22 protein-coding genes and 1 other annotated feature are annotated in these 21,893 nt (G+C 27.7%); of the genes, 16 read left to right on the top strand and 6 right to left on the bottom strand.

Features of this window, described 5'->3' with window-relative positions; genetic code table 11:
- Positions 1-130: 130 nt before the first annotated feature.
- On the top strand, positions 131-979 hold the full coding sequence (locus ACY1IQ_RS10865) for a polysaccharide deacetylase family protein (protein WP_461613937.1): 849 nt from the start codon (positions 131-133) through the stop codon (positions 977-979).
- Between the two features lie 68 nt (positions 980-1,047).
- On the opposite strand, the gene ACY1IQ_RS10860 is transcribed toward ACY1IQ_RS10865, so the two are convergent.
- Positions 1,048-1,413 (bottom strand): tetratricopeptide repeat protein, encoded by a 366-nt coding sequence (locus ACY1IQ_RS10860; RefSeq protein WP_039636646.1) that lies wholly within the window; start codon positions 1,411-1,413, stop codon positions 1,048-1,050.
- A gap of 193 nt (positions 1,414-1,606) precedes the next feature.
- Positions 1,607-1,824, top strand: a binding site (T-box leader).
- A 191-nt stretch (positions 1,825-2,015) separates the two neighbouring features.
- Between ACY1IQ_RS10860 and ACY1IQ_RS10855 the strand changes: the two genes are divergently transcribed.
- From ACY1IQ_RS10855 to ACY1IQ_RS10845, 3 genes are all read left to right on the top strand, one after another.
- The gene (locus ACY1IQ_RS10855) at positions 2,016-4,658 is read left to right on the top strand and encodes a valine--tRNA ligase (RefSeq protein ID WP_461613936.1); all 2,643 of its coding nucleotides are present in this window, start codon (positions 2,016-2,018) and stop codon (positions 4,656-4,658) included.
- A 307-nt stretch (positions 4,659-4,965) separates the two neighbouring features.
- Complete coding sequence (locus ACY1IQ_RS10850; protein ID WP_461613935.1) at positions 4,966-5,154, top strand: hypothetical protein; 189 nt, start codon at positions 4,966-4,968, stop codon at positions 5,152-5,154.
- Positions 5,155-5,203: 49 nt separating this feature from the next.
- The gene (locus tag ACY1IQ_RS10845) at positions 5,204-5,854 is read left to right on the top strand and encodes a Fic/DOC family protein (RefSeq protein ID WP_461613934.1); all 651 of its coding nucleotides are present in this window, start codon (positions 5,204-5,206) and stop codon (positions 5,852-5,854) included.
- Positions 5,855-6,075: 221 nt separating this feature from the next.
- On the opposite strand, the gene ACY1IQ_RS10840 is transcribed toward ACY1IQ_RS10845, so the two are convergent.
- From ACY1IQ_RS10840 to ACY1IQ_RS10825, 4 genes are all read right to left on the bottom strand, one after another.
- The gene (locus tag ACY1IQ_RS10840; RefSeq protein ID WP_461613933.1) at positions 6,076-6,495 is read right to left on the bottom strand and encodes a bis(5'-nucleosyl)-tetraphosphatase; all 420 of its coding nucleotides are present in this window, start codon (positions 6,493-6,495) and stop codon (positions 6,076-6,078) included.
- Positions 6,496-6,688: 193 nt separating this feature from the next.
- Positions 6,689-6,976 (bottom strand): DUF3021 family protein, encoded by a 288-nt coding sequence (locus ACY1IQ_RS10835; protein WP_461613932.1) that lies wholly within the window; start codon positions 6,974-6,976, stop codon positions 6,689-6,691.
- A 215-nt stretch (positions 6,977-7,191) separates the two neighbouring features.
- Positions 7,192-7,377: a LytTR family DNA-binding domain-containing protein gene (locus ACY1IQ_RS10830; protein ID WP_461614013.1), complete on the bottom strand. Its 186-nt coding sequence runs from the start codon at positions 7,375-7,377 to the stop codon at positions 7,192-7,194.
- 15 nt (positions 7,378-7,392) lie between these two features.
- Positions 7,393-7,632, bottom strand: a complete 240-nt coding sequence (locus ACY1IQ_RS10825) for a hypothetical protein (protein ID WP_461613931.1) — start codon at positions 7,630-7,632, stop codon at positions 7,393-7,395.
- 654 nt (positions 7,633-8,286) lie between these two features.
- On the opposite strand from ACY1IQ_RS10825, the gene ACY1IQ_RS10820 reads away from it, so the two are divergent.
- From ACY1IQ_RS10820 to ACY1IQ_RS10805, 4 genes are all read left to right on the top strand, one after another.
- A complete protein-coding gene (locus ACY1IQ_RS10820) occupies positions 8,287-9,003 on the top strand; it encodes an ABC transporter ATP-binding protein (RefSeq protein ID WP_461613930.1) in 717 nt (238 codons plus the stop codon).
- 2 nt (positions 9,004-9,005) lie between these two features.
- Positions 9,006-11,423 carry a COG1361 S-layer family protein gene (locus ACY1IQ_RS10815; protein ID WP_461613929.1) on the top strand — a complete coding sequence of 806 codons (2,418 nt, stop codon included), beginning with the start codon at positions 9,006-9,008 and terminating at the stop codon, positions 11,421-11,423.
- The gene (locus ACY1IQ_RS10810) at positions 11,416-12,726 is read left to right on the top strand and encodes an ABC transporter permease (protein WP_461613928.1); all 1,311 of its coding nucleotides are present in this window, start codon (positions 11,416-11,418) and stop codon (positions 12,724-12,726) included. Before ACY1IQ_RS10815 ends, ACY1IQ_RS10810 begins: the two co-directional genes overlap by 8 nt.
- A gap of 131 nt (positions 12,727-12,857) precedes the next feature.
- Positions 12,858-13,937 carry a M24 family metallopeptidase gene (locus ACY1IQ_RS10805; RefSeq protein ID WP_461613927.1) on the top strand — a complete coding sequence of 360 codons (1,080 nt, stop codon included), beginning with the start codon at positions 12,858-12,860 and terminating at the stop codon, positions 13,935-13,937.
- A gap of 220 nt (positions 13,938-14,157) precedes the next feature.
- Here the strand turns inward: ACY1IQ_RS10805 and ACY1IQ_RS10800 are convergent, their stop codons facing one another.
- Positions 14,158-14,640 carry a tetratricopeptide repeat protein gene (locus ACY1IQ_RS10800; protein WP_461613926.1) on the bottom strand — a complete coding sequence of 161 codons (483 nt, stop codon included), beginning with the start codon at positions 14,638-14,640 and terminating at the stop codon, positions 14,158-14,160.
- Between the two features lie 499 nt (positions 14,641-15,139).
- Here ACY1IQ_RS10800 and ACY1IQ_RS10795 point away from each other — a divergent pair, with 499 nt between their 5' ends.
- The 8 genes from ACY1IQ_RS10795 to ACY1IQ_RS10760 all read left to right on the top strand — a co-directional run bounded on the left by ACY1IQ_RS10795 (position 15,140) and on the right by ACY1IQ_RS10760 (position 21,624).
- Positions 15,140-16,141 (top strand): M42 family metallopeptidase, encoded by a 1,002-nt coding sequence (locus ACY1IQ_RS10795; RefSeq protein ID WP_461613925.1) that lies wholly within the window; start codon positions 15,140-15,142, stop codon positions 16,139-16,141.
- A gap of 194 nt (positions 16,142-16,335) precedes the next feature.
- A complete protein-coding gene (locus ACY1IQ_RS10790) occupies positions 16,336-16,884 on the top strand; it encodes a YcxB family protein (protein ID WP_461613924.1) in 549 nt (182 codons plus the stop codon).
- A 444-nt stretch (positions 16,885-17,328) separates the two neighbouring features.
- Complete coding sequence (locus tag ACY1IQ_RS10785; protein WP_454053002.1) at positions 17,329-17,685, top strand: carboxymuconolactone decarboxylase family protein; 357 nt, start codon at positions 17,329-17,331, stop codon at positions 17,683-17,685.
- A gap of 173 nt (positions 17,686-17,858) precedes the next feature.
- Entirely contained in the window at positions 17,859-18,122 is a 264-nt protein-coding gene (locus ACY1IQ_RS10780) for an ATP cone domain-containing protein (protein ID WP_461613923.1), read from the top strand.
- 222 nt (positions 18,123-18,344) lie between these two features.
- Complete coding sequence (locus ACY1IQ_RS10775) at positions 18,345-19,130, top strand: MBL fold metallo-hydrolase (RefSeq protein WP_461613922.1); 786 nt, start codon at positions 18,345-18,347, stop codon at positions 19,128-19,130.
- A 428-nt stretch (positions 19,131-19,558) separates the two neighbouring features.
- Positions 19,559-20,443 (top strand): LysR family transcriptional regulator, encoded by an 885-nt coding sequence (locus tag ACY1IQ_RS10770; RefSeq protein ID WP_461613921.1) that lies wholly within the window; start codon positions 19,559-19,561, stop codon positions 20,441-20,443.
- A gap of 112 nt (positions 20,444-20,555) precedes the next feature.
- Positions 20,556-21,092, top strand: a complete 537-nt coding sequence (locus ACY1IQ_RS10765; RefSeq protein ID WP_461613920.1) for a chromate transporter — start codon at positions 20,556-20,558, stop codon at positions 21,090-21,092.
- 1 nt (position 21,093) lies between these two features.
- The gene (locus ACY1IQ_RS10760; RefSeq protein ID WP_461613919.1) at positions 21,094-21,624 is read left to right on the top strand and encodes a chromate transporter; all 531 of its coding nucleotides are present in this window, start codon (positions 21,094-21,096) and stop codon (positions 21,622-21,624) included.
- Positions 21,625-21,893: the final 269 nt, after the last annotated feature.

The following is a 21,893-nucleotide window of genomic DNA, read 5'->3' as shown; positions in this document are numbered from 1 at the left end:
TTCTTAAGCGGAGAAGTCTTCAATTGATTGTTTTCAAGTTACAAATAACTTATACAATTAAAATTTAATAAATGTGAGTCCTTATTAAGTAAGGTTAAAATATAAAAAATTAATATTTTTTGGGGGCGCTATGAAAAGTGATGTTAAAAGAAATTTAATTATAGTAATAGCTATAATTGGATTTTTTTCTTTAGGTTGGCTCATAGGATTATATACTAATAAGGTAAAAGCTGCACATTTTGACACTAATACATCTAGTGAAATTAATGAAAAAGATCAGAAATATAATTTTGCAGATGGGGGACTAGATAAAGAAGAGAACTCTAATACTCCTAAAGAAAAGATAAGGGAAGAAACTGAAGTTGATGGAGAAAATATAGAAAAACCTATAGAGAGAAAAACTGCTTATTTGACTTTTGATGATGGACCTACAACTAATATTACACCTCAAGTATTAGATATATTAGATAAGTACAATATAAAAGCAACTTTTTTTGTGATAGGCTCTTTAGCAGAAGTTAATAAAGAAGTATTAAAAGACATTGAGATAAGAGGTCATACTATAGGAAACCATACTTATAGTCATGATTATGATTTAATTTATTCTTCTGTTAATACATTCATGGAGGACATAGATAAAGCTGATGAAGTATTAGGGAGTATACTTCCAAACTATGAAAGAGGACTTTTTAGATTTCCAACTGGATCCTTTAAAAAATATCAATTTATTGAAGCGGTTAAAGATAAAGGATATAAACACTATGATTGGAATGCATTAAATGGAGATGCTGAAGCGCTTAATGTTCCAGCTAATAAGTTAATTCGTAATGTTAAGAAGACAGTATGCGATAAAAATAAAGTTATTATATTGATGCATGATTCCGGGACAAAGCAAACTACTGTAGATTCCTTACCAGATATAATTGATTACTTAATAGAGGAAGGATATTCTTTTGAAACTTTAGATAACTATAAATAATAATATGAGTATAAATTATATTACTTATTATAATTATTTTAATATAATAAAAAATAAGACTTTCCTAACTAGGAAGTCTTATTTTTGTTGTAATAGGTTTCAAGTATTATACTTATAGCCTTTTCACATTCTTTATCGCCATGATTTAAGGCCCAAGCAGTATTGAAGTAGTTCAGAGCTTTATTATTATTATTAAGCATCGCATGACAATAACCCAAATTAAAAAAGTAAGAGCTTTCTCTTTTTAATCTTATAGCACAGTGCAGAGTGGCAATAGCTTTTTGAAAATCTTTAAGCTTAATAAAACACACTGCTGTATTATATAGCGAAGCCGCTTCATTCTCTTTCATTTCTACTGCTTTTGTATACATAGAAATTGCCTTTTCATATTTCTTATTATTATAAAGCTCATTTGCTTTATCAAAATAGCTCATTTATAACCCTCCAATAAAATGTTCTTTATTATTTGTAATAATTACCACAAAAAAGATTTTTTATACTATATTTGAAAAATCTTTACATTTTATTTTTAATTAAGATGCTTTAATTAATTTATATGATAATTAATTAAAATAGTATTGACTTTTTATTAGTTATTCTATATAATGTACTAATAATTAAAGAGTGATAAAAGCGTTGAAGAAGAGGAGTAGGATTTGGAAGTATTAAGAGAGGAAGGCTCTGCGGCTGAGAGGTCTTCTATATGGAATAATCTGAAGGTAGCTTTGGAGCTTCTTTATCGAAAATATTCTTAGTAGATAAAGCCGGTTGTCAAATCGTTAGTTTATATGAGCCTGTAATTTTGCAGGGAAAAAAGGTGGTACCACGAGCTTTTCGTCCTTTTGGGGATGAAAGGCTCTTTTTTATTTTTAATAAATTTTAAATAATTGTTAAATATTTGCCTTATGAAGAAATATTTTAATTTTAAATTCATTATGAAAGCACAACTTTTAGGAACAATACCATAACCTTTTATGGCTCCATTTAAGTGTATTTTCATTTACGTGACGAATAAAAATTGATAGGAGGAATTAATATGGAAGATAATAAGAACTTAGCTAAAAATTATGATCCAAAAGACTTTGAAGAAAGATTATATGCATGGTGGGAAGAAAAGAAATTTTTTACTCCAGAAGTAGATAAAAGTAAAAAGCCTTATACAATAGTAATGCCACCACCAAATATAACAGGTCAATTACACTTAGGTCATGCTCTTGATAATACCCTTCAAGATATTTTAATAAGAACTAAAAGAATGCAAGGATATAGCACTCTTTGGCTTCCAGGTGAAGATCATGCTAGTATTGCAACAGAAGTAAGAGTTGAAAATTCACTGTTTAAAAAAGGATTAAAAAAGAAAGAAATGGGAAGAGAAGCTTTCCTTGAAAAAGTTTGGGAATGGACAGATGAGTATAGAGATAGAATAAGAGAACAGCTTAAAAAGATGGGATGTTCAGCAGACTTTACTCGTGAAGCCTTTACTATGGATGAAAACTTAAACAAAGCAGTTAGAGAAGTTTTTGTAAAATTATATAATGATGGTCTTATATATAGAGGAAATAGAATTACTAATTGGTGTCCAAAATGTATGACAGCACTTTCAGATGCTGAAATAGAACATGAAGAGCAAGAAGGATTTTTCTGGCACATTAACTATCCTGTAGTAGGTAGTGATGAAAAAGTTGAAATCGCTACTACAAGACCAGAAACACTATTAGGAGATACAGCAGTTGCAGTAAACCCTAAAGATGAAAGATACAGTCATTTAATTGGTAAAATGCTTAAGTTACCATTAGTAGATAGAGAAATACCAATAGTTGAAGATGATTATGTTGATATGGAATTTGGAACAGGAGCAGTTAAAATAACTCCAGCTCATGATCCAAATGATTATCAAGTAGGAAAAAGACACAATCTTCCACAGGTAGTTGTTTTAGAGGAAAATGGAACTATAAGTGAGGGTTATGGAAAGTATTCAGGACTTGATAGATATGAAGCTAGAAAGCTTATGGTAGAAGATTTAGAAAAACAAGGATATTTAGTAAAGATAAAACCTCATAGTCATAACGTTGGAACTCATGATAGATGTAATACAACTGTTGAACCAATGTTATCAAAACAATGGTATGTTAAGATGGAATCTCTTGCAAAGCCAGCTATAGAAGTGGTTAGAGAAAAGAAAACTAAGTTTGTTCCAGAAAGATTTGAAAAAATCTACTTTAACTGGATGGAAAATATTCAAGATTGGTGTATTTCAAGACAGTTATGGTGGGGACATAGAATTCCAGTTTGGTACTGTAAAGATTGTGGTGAGATAATAGTTAAAGTAGATGCACCAGAAAAATGTACTAAATGTAACTCTACAAATTTAGAACAAGATAAAGATGTTTTAGATACTTGGTTTAGTTCAGCACTATGGCCATTTTCAACATTAGGATGGCCTGAAAATACAGAAGACCTAAAATATTTCTACCCAACTAGTACTTTAGTTACTGGTCCAGATATTATTTTCTTCTGGGTTGCTAGAATGATATTCTCAGGATTATACAATATGGAAGAAGTACCTTTTGATACTGTACTTATTCATGGTATTGTAAGAGACGATCAAGGAAGAAAAATGTCTAAGTCTCTAGACAACGGTGTAGATCCACTAGAAGTAATTGAAAACTATGGAGCAGATGCACTAAGATTTTCATTAGTTACAGGAAATGCACCAGGAAATGATATAAGATTCTATGAATCAAGAGTTGAAGCGGCTAGAAATTTTGCTAATAAAATTTGGAATGCGTCAAGATTTGTTATGATGAATTTTGATGAAGAGTTAATGGAGAAATTTAAAGATAATAAAAACTATTCAATAGCGGATAAGTGGATATTATCAAGATTAAATACTGTTATTAAAGAAGTTACTGAAAATATAGAGAAGTTTGAAGTTGGAATAGCACTTCAAAAAGTATATGACTTTATGTGGACAGAGTTCTGTGATTGGTATATAGAATTAGTGAAGCCAATATTATATGGTGAAGATGATGAAGCTAAGGGTGTAGTATTAAATGTTTTAAATAAAGTATTAGTTTCAGGGTTAAAATTACTTCATCCTGTAATGCCTTTCATTACAGAGGAAATATACACTCATTTAAAAGTAGAATCTGAATCTATAACTATTTCTAACTGGCCAGAATTTACAGAGGAACTTGAAGATAAAGTAGCAGAAGAATATATGAATTATATTATAGATGCTATAAAAAATACTAGAAATGCTAGAAGTGAAATGAATGTACCACCTTCAAGAAAAGCTAAAACTTACATCTATGCTACAGAAGCACTAGAAGCTTTTAAAGAAGGAATAACTTATTTTGAAAAATTAGCTTCAGCAAGTGAAGTTATAATATTATCTTCTAAAGAAGAAGCTCCAGAAAATGTAGTTACTGTGGTTTCAAAAGGTGCAGAAATCTACATGCCGCTTTTAGAACTTGTAGATGTAGAGAAAGAACTTGAAAGATTAAACAAAGAAAAAGCTAAATTAGAATCAGAAATAGATAGAGTTGAGAAGAAACTATCTAATGAAAGATTTGTATCAAAAGCTCCAGCAGAAGTTGTTGAAGAAGAAAAAGCTAAAGGTGAGAAATATAAAGAAATGTATAAAGCTGTACTTGAAAGTATAGAAAACTTAAAATAGGAAGAAGCATGGGAAACCATGCTTTTTTTGAGAAGTATTTTAAGAATATTATATTAAATTGTAACAAAATTAAAAAACATGTAGATTTACTATTAAATACATAATATACTATAACTATACATTTATTATATATAATTACCAATGAAAAACGCCCAATTTAGAATATACTTATTGCTTAGTAAACCTTTCAATGCACATCAGACAGATTTCCCCAAAAAATATATACATAAGATTTGATGTTGAAATACCACAGATAATGACATATAGAATAAAGAAAATCAATAAAATGTTAGGAGGATTATAATATATGAACAAAAAGAAAATTGATGAAGAAAGATTAGATAAAGCTATAAGATTAGCTCAAGGAAATACAAAGCATGAAGGAATAATCCTAAACGAAGAAGAGAAAAACCTCATAAAAGAGCATTTAACAGGCAGCCTTTCAGATGAAGAATTTATTGAAAAAGTTCGTAAATATGCTATGGAAAAAGAATAATCGATATAATTTTTAAAAAATAATAAATATTATGGGGGCATATATAAAGATGTATAATTTAGAAAAAGATTATAAATCACCTTATTGTTATGAAGATACTTACGTTTTAAAAAACAATTTGAATATAAGAGATAAGGAAAAACTAGATATAGTTGAAGGGGTTATTTCACTAGATAGAATAACTTTTCTACAAGAAAATCCTATAAAAGGTAAATTTGATGTTAATCATCTTATGAAGATTCATAAATTTATTTTTGGTGACATTTATCCTTTTGCAGGAAAATTTAGAAATGAGGAGATAAATAAGGGGGGAGAATTTGCACCAACTTATTATTTGGGTGAAAGTATAAAGGATTTACTTGGTAAGTTAAGTAAGGAAAAATACCTAAAAGGATTAGATGTGGACAAAACGGCTGAGAGATTAGCTTATTATATGTCAGAGCTGAATTTTGCACATCCATTTAGAGAAGGAAATGGAAGAACAAATAGGGAGTTTATAAGAACATTGGCATTAAGAAATGGATATGAATTAGACTGGGATAGGATAGATAGTAATGAACTATTAAATGCAACTATAGTTGGGACAAGAGAGTATGATTTAAATCCATTAACTCAATTGATAAAGGATTGTTTTGTTAATAAAGAACCTAATAAAAATCTTTCAAAAATACTTAATAAAGAGATAGAATATGAAAGATAACTTATAAAATCATATATTGAAAAGATTACTTTATTTTTGTAATATAAAGCTTATATTGAGTAAAAATAATATAGGACAAGCAATTATCTTTTATTATAAATTTAAAAATAAAAATTAGTAGCTTTTGCTTTTTATTTTGTAATGATTATATTAAAACAAAGGCTACTAGTTGTTTAAAATATTATTCTAAAATCTGTTACAAATTAATAAGTGGGTAATTTTTAATTATGACCTTTATGCTGAAGAAAATTATAAGCCTCTTTTAATATTTCTTTTTGGTTATTATAGGTTAATAAATTAAGCATGTTTTCAAAGTTATCCCATTTATATTCATGAATTTCTTTATAATTAATAGTTGCTGGTTCTTCTGATAACTCTGCTAGAAAGAATATTATTTCTTTTTTTATATTTTCATTTATATTATAGTCTATTTTCATCCTAAATCCATCATGAATATTAATATTTATGCCTGCTTCTTCAAGAACTTCTCTTTTTGCAGTTTCTTTTTCAGTTTCTTCAAATTCGACATGTCCCTTTGCAAATCCCCAACGATTAGAAAGCTTGCTTTTAACCGCTAGAAATTCTAAATTTTCATCTGTTTTTTTATATACTACTGCACCGCATGATTTTTCAAACTTCATAACATATCCTCCTTATTAAGTAAATTTATATTTTAAAAAATAATTAAAATTATATTCTATTTTTATAGATATATTTCCTTTAACAAATAAAAAATATTACGAATTTATTATTTTAGTGATTAATAATAGCATACAGAATAAAAAAATACCACTATAAAAGTGGCATTTTGATATATTTTAAAATACTAAGATTCTATTTAATATTTTTTTTATATTCTACTAGTTTATTATTCATAATTTTTTCTTGTCTTTTTAGGTTAAAATAAAATCCTAAAAATATAAAGATATATATAATAGTATAAATTATTGTAAAGGAAATAATAGCAGAAGCTTTGTTAAAAGACATCCAATTTCCAGCATAAGCAAATAATAACAAAGTTAAATATAGTAAGACAAAGTGAGCTATACATTGTTTCCATAGTGTACGTCCTTCTCTCCAAACAAGTTGTAGGACTCCAGAAGAAAGAGATGCTCCACCCATAGAAAGTATAGCTTTAGTTTTTAGTATATTTTAACCAAGGAGCGTAGAGATAATTAATAAAATTATCATGCCTACAGTAAAAGTAAAGCAAGTATTTGTAATAACTGTTTTTAAATGATTTAAAAATCTCATATTTTACCTCCTTTTATATAAAATCAAAATTTTAAAATCCATAATATACAGGGGTTATTAGTTAAAATTTAACTCGTACATATTTATAAGTTAAGCATCTTCTTAAAAGCTTTAATATAAGATCTAGTTACAATTTGCTTTTCATTGCTTAAAAAAGTCACTTCAATTTTAGAATTTAATAGCGGACGAAGAGTTTTTATTTTTGACATATTTATAATTACTGATTTATTTATTCTTATAAAATCGCTATCTTTAAAGTTTTCTTCAATTTCATAGAGCTTAAGTTATGTTTTTAGAGTTTCATTTTCAGTCATAGCATAAACCACATTATCAACTGAATCAAAATACATTATATCCATAGCATCGATGAAAATTTTATTTTTAGTATTAGAGGCAAGAATAGTTCTATCATATAGTTTTATTTGAGATACTAACCTTGAAACTTTGTTATTGTAATTTTTATATTTTAATATAATTTCTATATCATTCTTAAGGTCTGCAACTTGTTTTAATTTAAATATCATACAAACTCTCCTTTCTATAGGCTAATTCTATTATAAGTTCTTATATATGTACCTACAATATAGTGAGGAGTATGGTGCATTTATCAATAGGTAAGTTACAAATTTAATACAAATAAGAAAAAATTTTTTAAATATAAAGTATAAATTTTTTTAATTTCTTACTATTTTGTAATCTATAATTAATTTATTTGTAAGATTAAAAAGGTATAATATTAAAAGGATATATTATTTTTAAATTTAATATTTTAAAATATTTTAATTTATTATATAAATATAGGGTTTATATTTGCACATAATTATCTTTTCAGTTTTTACTTTAAGCATGTTAGAAAATTAGTTTTTTATAAATTTGAGAGTGATTTAGCTAAAAAATTATAAACTTTTTATAAACAGGTTTAATTTTTTTTACTTTATAACTTACAATATTTATAATAAATATAAACTTATTCTATAAAATGGTGGTTTTTAGTGAAAAATGTAAAATTTTTTCTGCAAATTTAAATCTATTATATTCACAAAATAAAAATTAAGTATTTTAAAAAAATAATTGGTAAAAAGGGAGGTGTTTTTATGATGAATATAGAAAAAGCTAATAGACTTTTAAAAAAATGAAGAAATGGAGAAAAGTAGGAAAGTAGACGGTGAGGTTTAATTTTGGGGAAAATAATTGAATTAAAAAATGTAAGAAAACTCTACAGGATGGGTGATGAAAAAATTGTAGCTCTTGATAATATAAATTTAGAAATATATCAAGGGGAAGTAGTATGTCTTTTAGGGACCTCAGGGTCTGGTAAAAGTACCTTACTGAATATGATGGCTGGCTTAGAAAAGCCTTCTAGGGGAGAAATAATCATAAAAAACAAGAATATTGAAAAGATGAGTGAAAATCAGCTAGCAGCTTTTAGACAAAAATATATAGGGTTTGTGTTTCAATCTTATAATTTATTGGCAACTCTTTCTGCACTAGAAAATGTTACTTTGCCTTTAATATTTAGAAATATTTCAACTTCAAAACGAAATGAAAGAGCTAAGAAAATGTTAGAAGCTGTAGGACTGGAAAAGAGGCTAAATCATAAACCATCTCAAATGAGTGGAGGACAACAGCAAAGAGTTAGTATAGCAAGAGCCTTTGTAGGAAATCCTAATATAGTTTTTGCGGACGAGCCTACTGGAAACCTTGATACTAAGACCACTCTAGAAATCATGGAATTAATAACTAAAATGGCTAAAGAGCAAAATCAAACACTAATAATAGTAACTCATGACATTGAAATTTCTTGTTATGCAGATAGGGTCATACATATACGAGATGGAAATGTAGACAAGATAGAAATAAACAAAGACAATACGGGGGATAAAGGAGAAGAATAAAAATGAAAAAAATTATAGGGTTATTACTGGGGATAGTAATGATATTAACTAGTATACCTTTTGAGGTAATGGCAACTGAACCAACTGAGGATAAGAATGTAATAAGAATCAATTCATACAAGTTAGAGAAGAATAGAAGTATATATGAGAATAATGAATTTAAGATTAAAATTAAATTTGAAGTGAATAAAGATATAGAAGATATAAAAATCGCAATTGGTGATGACTCACCTTTTATATATAAAGAGAAAAATAAATGGATAGATAAATTAGAAAAAATTGAAGGTTTATGGGAAACAAAAGACATCACACTGAAATATAATGGAAATAATAATACGAGGTTGCCAATTACAATTAGATATACTCAGGACGGTAAACAAATGACTACAAGCGATAGTATTGTAATATCAGAGGCAGTACCTAAGAGTACAGAAATAGAAAAAGAAAAAGAAGAAAAACCTGTAGATACAACAAAATATGTACCAAGACTTAATTTAGTAAATAAAAGTATTCCTACTATTGATGCAGGACACAGTGAAACAATTACCTTTACTATAAAAAATACTGGTGGATATACTGCAGAAAATATAGTGGTAACTCCTGAATTTGGAGACGGAAGCACTCCATTGACTTTAGAGGATACAAGTGCTACTAGAGTTATAAAGAAGATTTCTTCAGATAAGTCTGAAAATATAAGTTTTAAATTGACAGCAAATTCAGATGCAGCTGAGAAAAGTTATCCTATTAAATTAAATTATAGCTTTACAAATGCTTACGATAATCCATTTACTCATTCTGAAACTGTATATGTAAAAGTAGTAAATAAAAATACTCCTACTACATTAGTGGTTGATAGAGTAGTGACCAATCCAGCTACTATTACTGCAGGACAGAAGTTTAAAGCTAGTTTTACCATTAAAAATAAAGGAAGCCTTCAAGCTAGAGATGTTAAATATAGCCTTGATGGATTTGCAGAAAGTGGTTTTTCTATAGTAGGGGGTTCTAATAACAAACATAGTGAGGTGCTAGCTGGATATGATCAAACTGTTATAGAATATGATCTTCAAGCATCAAAAAACATTAAAAATGGAAGTCATGCACTAGAGCTTAAAACTAGTTACAAAGATGCTCAAAATCAAAAGTATGAGGAAAGCCATAAAATTTTTATAACTGTAGGGGGATCCACTGCAACATTATCCGATTTATCTATACAAAATATTAGCTACCCTAGAGAGGGAGTTAGACCAAATCAAGATGTACGAATTACCTTTGATCTTAGAAATCAAAGTAAAGCAAAGGTATCTAATGTAAAGGTTACACTAGATAGTGGAGATCCTGCAATGGTACCTAAAACTGCAAATGTAAAAAAGATAGATAACCTAGATCCAGGAAAAGTAGCTAAATTAGATTTCACTTTCTTTGCTACTTCAGAAGCCACTACTAAAAATTATCCAATAAGTATTAATGTAGAGTTTGATAATCAAGTAGCAGCAGAAGGTGAAGAGGGTAAAAGCAATAAAATAACTCAATATGTAGGAATATTAGTTAATGGAGCAGATTCAAATAAGTTAACTCCTAGATTAATAATAGATAAGTATAGTTTTGAACCTAATATAGTAAGAGCGGGAGAAAAATTTGATTTAAACCTTTCTTTCTTTAATACAAATGCAAATAAGGCTATAAGTAATGTTAAGATTTTCTTAACTGTTGATGAGAAGACAGAACAAAGTGGAAATGTATTTACTCCAGTTGATAGTAGTAATACCTTTTATATAGAATCTATTCCAGCAAAAGGAACCATAGAGAAAAAACTTAAGTTCTTTACTGTTCCTGATGCAAAGGCAAAAACCTATACTATAACTGCTAATTTTGAATATCAAGATGAAACAGGAAAAGATATTACTGCAACAGAGCTTATAGGTATACCTGTAGTACAAAAATCAAAACTTGAAATTGGAAATATGGATATTCCAGCAGAAGGTTATGTAGGAATGCCTATACCAATTAGTGTACAATTTTTCAACACTGGTAAAGTACCTCTAAATAACATGATGATAAAGTTAGAAGGAGACTTTACTGCTGAAAATGGAAACTATTATTTAGGAAATTTTGAAATGGGTACTACTGAGAATTATGATGGAACTATTATTCCAAATAAAACAGGGCCTTTAAAAGGAAAGTTAATATTCTCTTATGACAATACTGCTGGTGAACATATAGAACAGATACAAGAAATTAATATAAATGTTTTAGAAGGTGCTCCAATGGATCCTAATATGCCAGAGGAAATTCTAGAAGGAAATAAAAAAGGCATGGGAACTGTACTTATTTGGTCTATTAGCACAATAGTAGCTGCTTTAGCTGGATTTATTATTTGGAGGAAAAGAAAGAAAAAGAAAGGTGAAACCTTAGATGAATAGTTTAGATATCGTCAAAATGGGGCTTAAAAATTTATGGCGAAGAAAACTTAGAACATTTCTTACTATACTGGGAGTAATTATAGGTACAAGCTCTATTATTACCATGCTATCCTTAGGATTTGGAATGAGTGAAAGTTTTAAAAATAATATAAGTCAGATGGGAAGTCTTAATACTATCACTGTAATGGAAGATTTTGGTGGAAATGGACCAGATGGCAATTTAATAGCTAATAAGAAAAAGGTCTACTTAAATGATGAAGCTATATCAACTATATCAAAAATCGAAGGAGTAGAACTAGCAACAGGAGTAATGGATTTACAGGTGAAATTAACTAAAGGCAGATATAACGCTTATGCAACTATAAGAGGTATGGATACTAAAGCAATGGAAGCCTTTGAATTTAATGCTGAAGAAGGAAGAATTTTAAAGGTTGGAGATACTAATCAACTTGTTTGGGGTGCAGAATTAAAAAACTACTTTTACGATGAAAAAAGTTCAGGATATGGAATGCCGCCAGAAATAAATCCGATGAAAGATCATATAACCATGGAATTTAATATTTACGATGCAGATGGAAAGCCTAAAAAAATGAAGAAACCTATAAAAGTTAATACAGTAGGAATTTTAAAGGGCGGTGACTATGAAAAAGATAGTTATATATTTACTAGTTTAGAGTATATTAAAAAACTTCAAAAAGAGCAGGAAAAATTAGATACTGCCAATAAAAATAAGCCTAAAAGTAAAAATAAATATCAACAAATTTTAGTTAAGGTTGATGATATAAATAAGGTTGCAGATATTCAAAAACAAATTAAAGATATGGGATATGGTGCTTTCAGTCTTAATGATATTCTCGATTCTGTAAAAAGTACCACAAATATAATGCAAGCTATATTGGGAGGAATAGGAGCAATATCACTATTGGTAGCTGCTATTGGAATAGCTAACACTATGATAATGTCAATATACGAAAGAACTAGAGAAATAGGTGTAATGAAGGTTATAGGAGCTCAATTAAAAGATATAAGAAGAATATTTTTATTTGAAGCAGGTATGATAGGGTTATCTGGAGGAATCTTTGGAATAGGATTAAGCTATCTATTATCCGTAGTACTAAATATAGTGGGCACAAATCTAAATTTATTTGGAGATATGGGAGAGGGCGCTAAGCTTTCAATAATTCCATTGTGGCTTGTAATTACAGCACTGATTTTTAGTACCTTGGTAGGGCTTATATCAGGATTTTATCCTGCAAGAAGAGCTATGAAACTTAGTGCATTAGAAGCTATTAAAACAGAATAAAAATAAATTCCATATGTTATAATGAAAAGTATAAAAATACTTAGGGAAAGGAGCTTGTCAAAACATAGTATATTACAACCATTAAAGTAATACCTATATTTTTATAAAGTTTTGACAACAACGGTTTTATTATGAAAGTAGAAAGACTTAATAAAGTTTTGAAGGAAATGGAAAAAAGGAATATACCTCAAATCATAGTATGTGATCCACCATCCATATTTTATTTAACAGGGAAGTGGATTAGTCCAGGTGAAAGATTACTTGCTCTTTATTTAAACTTGGAAGGAAATCATAAATTATTCTTAAATGAATTATTCCCAGTTTATGAGGACTTAGGTATTGAAAAGATATGGTTTAATGATTCACAGGATGGTGTGGAGATAATTTCTAAATATGTTGATAATTCAAAGATAATAGGAATTGATAAAAATTGGCCATCAAGATTTTTGTTAAGACTTATGGAATTTACTGAAGGATGCAAGTTTGTTAATGGCTCTCCAGTTCTTGATACTGTAAGAATGTTCAAAGATGAAGAAGAAAAAGATTTAATGAGAGATGCTTCAAAAACAAATGATACGGCAATGGAAAAATTAATAGGCTTATTATCTAAAGAAAAATATACTGAGAAGAAAATGGCTCAGACGCTTTTAGATATTTATGAGGGCATGGGAGCTGATGGTTATTCTTTTAGTCCTATAGTTGCTTATGGATCTAATGGTGCAGATCCACATCATGAAGTAGATGGTTCTATGGTAAAAGAAGGAGATAGCATAATTATAGATATAGGATGCTTAAAGAATTCTTATTGCTCAGATATGACAAGAACAGTTTTCTATAAATCTGTATCTGATAAAGCAAAAGAGGTTTACAATATTGTTCTAGAAGCAAATAAAAAGGCTATAGAAGCAGTTAAACCAGGAGTAAGATTTTGTGACATAGATGCAGCAGCAAGAAATCATATAGAAAAAGCAGGCTATGGTAAATATTTTACTCATAGAACAGGACATTCTATAGGTATAGAAGTTCATGACTTTGGTGATGTATCTTCTATAAATACAGATGTAGTAAAACCGGGAATGATATTTTCTATTGAGCCAGGGATATATTTGACAGGAGAATTTGGGGTAAGGATAGAAGACTTGGTATTAGTAACAGAGGACGGCTGTGAAGTTTTAAATAAATATGATAAAGAATTAAAAGTTATTGGATAAAAAGGTTATGGAGATAGAAATATCTCCATAACCTTTTTTTACAATTAGCCATGAAGCACTATTGTAAATTTAGGATGTCTAATAAAGAAGAATAATTATAGAATTCTTTAATAAAAATTTAATTTATTCAATGTTTTTACTTCCATAACAAAAATTCTTCATTCTTAATTATTAATCCTAACTTTTAAAGATTTTAAGTTTTATATAAAATTTAAGTAAATTACCATCTCATATCTAGTTTATCGGAATAAAATTGTATTACTTTTTTATATTTCATTATATTTTTATCATTTGAAGTTTCAGCTAAAACTTTTAATAAAATTTCCATGGATTTTTCATACTCTTTTAAATTATGCAATGTCATTGCATAAAATACTTTAATTGCATTATTTTTAGGGAATATATTTAATCCATATTCAAACACTTGTCTTGCTTTAACGTATCTACCTAAAGCTCTATAATTATTTCCTAAATTTATTATTGCTTCCTGTAAATCTTCATTAGGTAGCCCTCCATATATTGCATTTTCGTAATAATGTATAGCGTCTGCATCTAAGCCTAAAGCCTCTAGTCCACAAGCACAATGATAATTTATCATAGCATCTTCCGGATATGCATTTGCTAACTTAACTAACAATTCATTAGATTCTCTTAACTTACCACTTTTTCTTAAGTTAATTGCTAAATCCAAATCTCTATTCATGTTACCCTCCTTTTAATGGTTTAATAATAAATATTTATTTTGGTATATGTCTTTTCATATCTGAGAAACAACTTAATCAATGGAGAATTGAGAATGGAAAATTAACAATTAAGGTGAAAATCAATTTTTACAAATTAATTTTTTAAATAGATTTTTAAAAAGAATGAATTTAAAACTTCTCTTACAAAAGAGAAGTATCCGTAATTGTCCATTGTCAATCGTCAATTCTCAATTTCATATTGATGTAAATTTAAATAATTTAATAGCACAATTGTATAAATCTATATATTAAATTTGAAAGTGTTACATCTATATATAATGTATATTAAAGTATTACAATAATATTTTAATTTGTAATAAATTTTTAAAATTTAAATATATTTTATTATAAAATTTATGTAAAGCCTTAAAGATAGGTTTTATTTTAATCGAATAAAAAGGATTTCAATAAATTTTATAGAAGTTACCTTATAAATAAATTTTAATTGGGGGAATATATATGTTTCTAAAAAAATTAACGGAAGCTTTTGGTGTAAGTGGATATGAAAAAGAGGTTAGAGGGGTTATAAAAGAAGAAATTAAAAAATATGGTGATGATATTATTACTGATCCATTGGGTAATTTAATTGTGTTCAAAAAAGGATATGGGAAAAATAAGAAGAAAATAATGGCTTCTGCTCATATGGATGAAATTGGTTTTCAAGTAATGAAGATTGAAGATAAAGGTACTATAATAGTTAGAGCTTTAGGTGGAATTCCTATAATACCTACTATTATGAGTAGAGTTAAGTTTAGAAATGGGACGATAGGAGTTATTTCCAACTCTTGTGAGACTGAAAATATTAAAAAAGATATAACAAAGTTATATATAGATATTGGTGCACAATCTAAAGAGGAAGCAGCAAAATATATTAAAATTGGAGATGTAGCAGCATATATAGGGGAGTTTGTAGAGCTTAAAAATGATAATGTATGTGCAAAAGCATTAGATAATAGAGTAGGCTGTTATATATTAGCAGAAGCTCTTAAAAAAATAGAAAAACCATATAATGATGTATATTGTGTATTTTCCACCCAAGAAGAACTCGGCTTAAGAGGTGCTACTGTAGCAGCAAATAGGATAAATCCAGATATAGGTATAGCTTTAGATGGTACTATAGCTAATGATTATCCTAATAGTGATACAGGAAGTAATGCTTTAGGTGCTGGAACTGCTGTAAAAATATCTGATGGCAGTGTAATTTGTGATGAATATTTAGTTGAAGAAATGATTAAATGTTGTGTGGAAAATGATATAAAATATCAGCGAGATGTTATTTATGCTGGAGGTACCGATGTAGGAGCTATAAATAGATCAAATTTTGGAGTAAGATGTACTGGAATATCTGCACCAATGAGATATGTACATGGACCAAATGCCTTTGTAAATATGAAGGATATAGAAGCGTCTATTGAATTATTAGCTAAATATGTAAATAGGGAGTTTAACTTCGAAGAATAAAATCATATTAAAAGATTCTCTACAGTTCTTAAACGTTCTGTAGAGAATTTTTTAGTATTAAATATATTTATTGAACTTTTCATAAAATAAACATAATTTCCAATAATAAATATTTATAACTTACAATTAAGGTTTACAACCAATTATTCCTTAATGTATGATAAAAGCATAAGATTAAAATACGGAGGAGAGTTATGGATAACTTAAAGAAAAAGGAAGTAAAAGCTAACTTTAAGCTAGAATTTAAAGATTATAAAGATTTTAATATTCATCATAGCAAAAAACATTTTTATGGAGCTGCTATTTTATATTTTATTTTGTTTATGGGTACAATACTTTTTAAAATATTTTCTAATGGTATGGATGCTCAATTATTAAAGGAAATACTTATTATTGCAATACCTACAGGAATTTTACTAGTTAGTTTAATTTTAGGAGCTTTTTATTTTCTAATTGTTTTTTACTCAAAAAAGGTTTTTAAAAGCGAAATGCTTTTACAGGAAGAACAAAATTATATTATAAATGATGATGGAATTTTATTGATTAGCAAATCAAGTAATAACAATATAGGTTGGAAAAATATTTTTAAAGTAACGGAATCAAAAAACAGTATATTTATCTATTTAGGAAATATTAAATCTATGATAATTCCTAAAAGAGCTTTTAATAGTAATGATGATATAGGTATTTTAAAAGATATAATGAAAAGAAATCTTACAGCAGAAAAAATAAAAATCAAGTAAATCTTACGCTATGAAATGTTAAATAACAAATGTTTCATAGCCTTTTTTAATTAATGGGAAACTTAAAGCAATGCACAATGCACAATTAATGTGGAAATTATTTTAGATAAAATAATTTCTTTAATAGATTTTTACTAGCAATTTTATATTGTTAGTTTTTGTGTAAAAAGTTACTCGTAACTTTAAAAGAATCAATTTTAAATTTCTCAGTTTACACTGAGAAATACCCATAATTGTGAATTTTTCATTGTGAATTATGAATTGAATTAAGTGAATCATTTTCGACTTAAATATGTATTATTCTAAGTTTTCATACAAAATGTCTATAGATACTTCCTAGTATATATAAATATCAAATAGTTAACTTCACTACATTTATTGTAAATATATACAAACATTGTTATACTGAGTTCAAAGCACAAAAGAATTGCTAGGAGGGGTATTATGAGTAAAAGTCCAAGAAAAATGTTAAATGAATTTATGTCAGGTGTACAAGCTGTATCAAAAACAAATGGAAAAGAAATGAAAGCTTTCATGAATTTTTTAGGAGAGACAAGTAAAGAAGGCGAGATTGATGTAAAGACTAAGGAGCTTATAAGTGTAGGAATAGCTGTATTTAGTAGATGTGAATACTGTATAGTATTTCATGTATATAATGCGCTAAAAGCTGGAGCGACTCCAGAGGAAATTATGGAATCTGCAATAGTAGCCACAGGCTTTGGTGGAGGACCAGCAGTTGCTTATAGTGTAACTCTTTTAAAAGATTCAATAGATGAATTCAAAAAAGATTTTGAAAAGTAATATACGAGTTTAAAATAGTTTTAAAAGGAGATTCCATATAGAATTTCCTTTTTTATGTTATAGACTAAAGCAAATAAAATTTGAATTTTATTATATTGTAAATTCATTAGGTTGAATATTATGATAATTTATTTTATACTAAAATAAATTACATTTAAAAAGAGGTGAAACCAATGAAAATTATAAAGAAAAATGGTAGAATTGAAGAATTTGAGGTTAATAAAATTAAAAATACGGTAAGCAAAGCTTCAGATGATGTAGAACAACCATTAACAGAAGGAGATTTAACATCCCTTTGCAGAGCTATTGAAAGCAAACTTAAAAGTATGAATAGAGACCTAACTTCATCCTATGAAGTCTTTGGATTAATTATAATAATATTAAAACAACAAGGTTTTAATAAAATTGCGGATGGCTACTGTAAAGGAGCCTATTAATAATTCATAATTCGCAATTGAGGGTGAAATTGCTTTTATCAAACTAATTTCTTTAATAGATTTTTTTACTAGCAATTCTATTGCTAGTTTTCCACCACTGATAAACTTAATCAATTGTATAAAGGTTTATGTCTTAATTCTTAAGCCATAAACCTTTTTTATTATATAAAAGTTAAATATAATTTAATTAGTAACATAGTAAAAAAGAGGGGGTATTTTAGAGTGATAGAAATCATGGATTCTTGGTTTACAGTTGAGGAAATTGACAGTGAGACATTTGCTATAAGTGAATATGGACACTGGGAAAAAGTTCATTCTTATTTATTATTAGGGGAGGAGAAAGCGGCATTAATTGATACTGGGTTAGGTATAGATAACATTAAAAGAATAACTGATAAGCTTACATCACTACCAATATTAGTTTTTACTACTCATGTTCACTGGGATCATATTGGAGGTCACAGCCAATATGAAAACATATTTGTACATGAAGCAGAAGAAGATTGGCTTATAAATGGAATAAAAAAGCTTTCAATTGAGCAAATAAGGAAAGACGTAGCACGTGATATTACAAAATCTGTACCTAATACTTTTAATCCGCACACATATAAGCCGTTTCAAGGAATACCAACAGCTTTATTACATGATGGAGATAGTATAAATATCGGGAATAGGGAACTAGTCATTTATCATACGCCAGGACATTCACCAGGACATATTTCAATTTTTGATAATAAAAAAGGTTATTTATATACTGGAGATTTATTATATGAAGGAACAATATATGCTCATTATCCAACTACAAGTCCAGAAGATTTAATTAATTCTTTAGATAAGATAACAAAGATTCCAAATGTAAAGAAAATTTATGGAGCACATAATCAATTAGGCTTAGATATAAATATACTTGATGAGGTAAGTAAAGCTGTTAAAGAGCTTAGACAAAAAAATTTCATAAAACACGGAACCGGAATACATAAATTTAATGGATTTAGTATTCAGTTCTAGTAGATAAATATTGGACAACGTTAGAAAATTTTTTCTTCGTTGTCCATTTGTTTTTTGCCATAAAAGATATTTTATTGATGCTAGTTTTTTAAGCTCTTACATAAGTTCCCACAACATTAATGAATAAATCGTAAAGATAAATATTTTATGAAATAACTATAAGTAAAATTTATAGTTTTATAAATTATTATAAGTTTTGATTATAATAAACCTATGCTACAATTTTATTAAGAGAGAAAGGCATGGTGGAATAATTAAAAAGATTAATATACAAAGTAATATTACTTCTTAATATACTATCTAAAAATTAAAAGGCTGAAATTTTTTCTAGAAAGAATTTTATAATAAATAAAACATTACTAAATCGTTAAATATCAATAAGAAAGGTTTATGAATAGAGTAAAAATCTATTTTAAGGTGATATAAAAATGATTGATTCAAGACTCATTACTTTTATAACTGTGGCTAAAACTAATAATTTTACTAGAGCAGCTGAAATTTTAAATTTAACTCAACCTGCTGTGTATCAGCAAGTACAATATTTAGAAACACATTATGGAGTAAAATTTATAAAAAAAGAAGGAAGACATTTAAAGCTTACGGAAGAAGGAAAAATTCTTTTGGAATATGCTAAAGAAATGTATGCAATATCGCAGAATATGGAAGAAAAGCTAAAGGATTCTTCATCTATTATAAGAAGGCATCGTATTGGAGCTACTATGACCATTGGCGGTTATGTATTGCCACATATTTTAGGTAAGTATAAAAATGTTAACAACAATGTAAATATAACTTTACATGTGGATAACACAAATATTATTTTAAAGAAGCTTATAGACAGGGAAATTGAATTGGCTATAGTAGAAGGACCTTTTGATAAAAAGAAATTTAAATTTAAGAATTTTAAAGATGATGAACTTATTTTGGCTGCCTCACCTAATCATGATTTTGCAAGTAGAAAATCTGTTGAACTTGAAGAAGTTTTAGAAGGAAATTTATTATTAAGAGAACAAGGGTCAGGTACTAGAGAAATATTTGAAAGTGAATTAATTAGGAGAGGATATAGTCCTGATACTATCAATGCCCACATGGAGGTTGGAAGCATTACTTCTTTGGTATCTTTAGTAGAATATAATGCAGGATATACAATCATATCAAGGGAGGCAATACAAAAGGAGTTGGAACAGGGAACCATTGTAGTTGTTCCAATAAAAAATTTCAGTATGCTTAGAGAATTTAACTTTATATATATTGATGAAAAGGAAATGGAGTTTATAAATGACTTTATAAACTTTTGTTATGAGATTAATTAAATAATTAAATGTTTTATGTATTTAACTTATAAATTAAAATTGAAAAACAATGAAATTTTATATTCTTTCTTTATTATATTGTTTATTTTAGGAAGAAAGTGGAGGATTTTTTATGAAAGAGTTAATTATAATGTTTTTAAGCTTTTTTAAGATTGGTGCTTTTACCTTTGGTGGAGGATATGCCATGATTCCTTTAATTGAAAGGGAGGTAGTTGAATCAAAAAAATGGATTTCTAAAGAAGAGTTTACCGATATACTTGTAATAGCTCAAAGTTTTCCAGGAGCATTACCAGTAAACTCATCTTTATTTATAGGATATAAATTAGGAGGAGTTTTAGGTGCAATTCTTGCTCTATTAGGAGTAATATTACCTTCATTTTTAATAATACTCACTATAGCTGCTTTTTTTATGCAATTTAGAGAAAATCCTATAGTAGATAATGTGTTTAAAGGTATTACAGGAGCGGTACCTGTGCTAGTATTACTTGCTGTAAAAAGTTTATCCAAGTCTGTAAAAAAGAGTACAACTAATATTCTTATAACAGTGACCTGTGTATTAGCAATTACAATTTTTAATGTTCACCCAGTTATAATGATTTTCATTTCTGCTATTTATGGAATAATTTTTTTAAGAGAGCAGGTGGCTTAATATGGATATGCTTATAAAATTATTTATGAGTTTTTTCAAGATAGGTGTTTTTGGTTATGGCGGTGGTTATGCCATGTTACCTTTAATTGAAAGAGAAATAGTAACAACGAATCATTGGTTAAGCTCTTCTCAGTTTTTAGATATAATAGGAATTTCACAGATGACACCTGGACCTATATCAATTAATTCAGCTACTTTTGTTGGATATACAATTAGTGGCTTTTGGGGAAGTTTCTTTGCAACTCTTGGTGTAGTAGCCTTCCCATTTATATTAGTTTCAATAGCAACTCATTGTGTGTTAAAATTTAAAAATTCATTGGTTATGAAGTCAGCATTGATGGGGATGAGACCAGCATTAATTGGTCTTATTATAAGTGCATTTTTATCTCTAGCCAAACAATCTTATTTAGATATTAAATCTATAATAATTGGAGCAATAATATTAATTATTAGTTTAAAATCAAAATTGCATCCTATACTTGTAATTGTTGTAGCTGGAATTTTAGGAGTAATACTATATGGAGTATTTTAAATAATTATCAGATTTAGAATAAATCGTTGAGAAGAAAATGGTTTTGTTAATATAAAAAAGTCAGTAATTTTATTACTGGCTTTTTATTTTTTATATTTTTTACTAATAGTATATTGATAATTTACAACCTCTAGAAAACAGCATTTATTTATTAAATAATTTTTATTTTTCAGGGAAATCTATTTAGAAGAAATTAATAAACCTTTAAATTAGTTTTAAAATTACAATGAAATTTTATTTAAATTTAAAATATAAAAAACTGTTTATAA

Source organism: Clostridium sp. Marseille-QA1073 (assembly GCF_054863625.1).
Note: the sequence above shows the minus strand (reverse complement) of the source record. Positions and strands in the feature narration are given on the sequence as shown.

Bases quoted from the DNA above. Each gene is read 5' to 3' on its own strand.
- ACY1IQ_RS10865 (WP_461613937.1), top strand. From the start codon at position 131: ATGAAAAGTGATGTTAAAAGAAATTTAATTATAGTAATAGCTATAATT.
- ACY1IQ_RS10860 (WP_039636646.1), bottom strand. From the start codon at position 1,413: ATGAGCTATTTTGATAAAGCAAATGAGCTTTATAATAATAAGAAATAT.
- ACY1IQ_RS10855 (WP_461613936.1), top strand. From the start codon at position 2,016: ATGGAAGATAATAAGAACTTAGCTAAAAATTATGATCCAAAAGACTTT.
- ACY1IQ_RS10850 (WP_461613935.1), top strand. From the start codon at position 4,966: ATGAACAAAAAGAAAATTGATGAAGAAAGATTAGATAAAGCTATAAGA.
- ACY1IQ_RS10845 (WP_461613934.1), top strand. From the start codon at position 5,204: ATGTATAATTTAGAAAAAGATTATAAATCACCTTATTGTTATGAAGAT.
- ACY1IQ_RS10840 (WP_461613933.1), bottom strand. From the start codon at position 6,495: ATGAAGTTTGAAAAATCATGCGGTGCAGTAGTATATAAAAAAACAGAT.
- ACY1IQ_RS10835 (WP_461613932.1), bottom strand. From the start codon at position 6,976: ATGGGTGGAGCATCTCTTTCTTCTGGAGTCCTACAACTTGTTTGGAGA.
- ACY1IQ_RS10825 (WP_461613931.1), bottom strand. From the start codon at position 7,632: ATGATATTTAAATTAAAACAAGTTGCAGACCTTAAGAATGATATAGAA.
- ACY1IQ_RS10815 (WP_461613929.1), top strand. From the start codon at position 9,006: ATGAAAAAAATTATAGGGTTATTACTGGGGATAGTAATGATATTAACT.
- ACY1IQ_RS10810 (WP_461613928.1), top strand. From the start codon at position 11,416: ATGAATAGTTTAGATATCGTCAAAATGGGGCTTAAAAATTTATGGCGA.
- ACY1IQ_RS10805 (WP_461613927.1), top strand. From the start codon at position 12,858: ATGAAAGTAGAAAGACTTAATAAAGTTTTGAAGGAAATGGAAAAAAGG.
- ACY1IQ_RS10800 (WP_461613926.1), bottom strand. From the start codon at position 14,640: ATGAATAGAGATTTGGATTTAGCAATTAACTTAAGAAAAAGTGGTAAG.
- ACY1IQ_RS10795 (WP_461613925.1), top strand. From the start codon at position 15,140: ATGTTTCTAAAAAAATTAACGGAAGCTTTTGGTGTAAGTGGATATGAA.
- ACY1IQ_RS10790 (WP_461613924.1), top strand. From the start codon at position 16,336: ATGGATAACTTAAAGAAAAAGGAAGTAAAAGCTAACTTTAAGCTAGAA.
- ACY1IQ_RS10785 (WP_454053002.1), top strand. From the start codon at position 17,329: ATGAGTAAAAGTCCAAGAAAAATGTTAAATGAATTTATGTCAGGTGTA.
- ACY1IQ_RS10780 (WP_461613923.1), top strand. From the start codon at position 17,859: ATGAAAATTATAAAGAAAAATGGTAGAATTGAAGAATTTGAGGTTAAT.
- ACY1IQ_RS10770 (WP_461613921.1), top strand. From the start codon at position 19,559: ATGATTGATTCAAGACTCATTACTTTTATAACTGTGGCTAAAACTAAT.
- ACY1IQ_RS10765 (WP_461613920.1), top strand. From the start codon at position 20,556: ATGAAAGAGTTAATTATAATGTTTTTAAGCTTTTTTAAGATTGGTGCT.
- ACY1IQ_RS10760 (WP_461613919.1), top strand. From the start codon at position 21,094: ATGGATATGCTTATAAAATTATTTATGAGTTTTTTCAAGATAGGTGTT.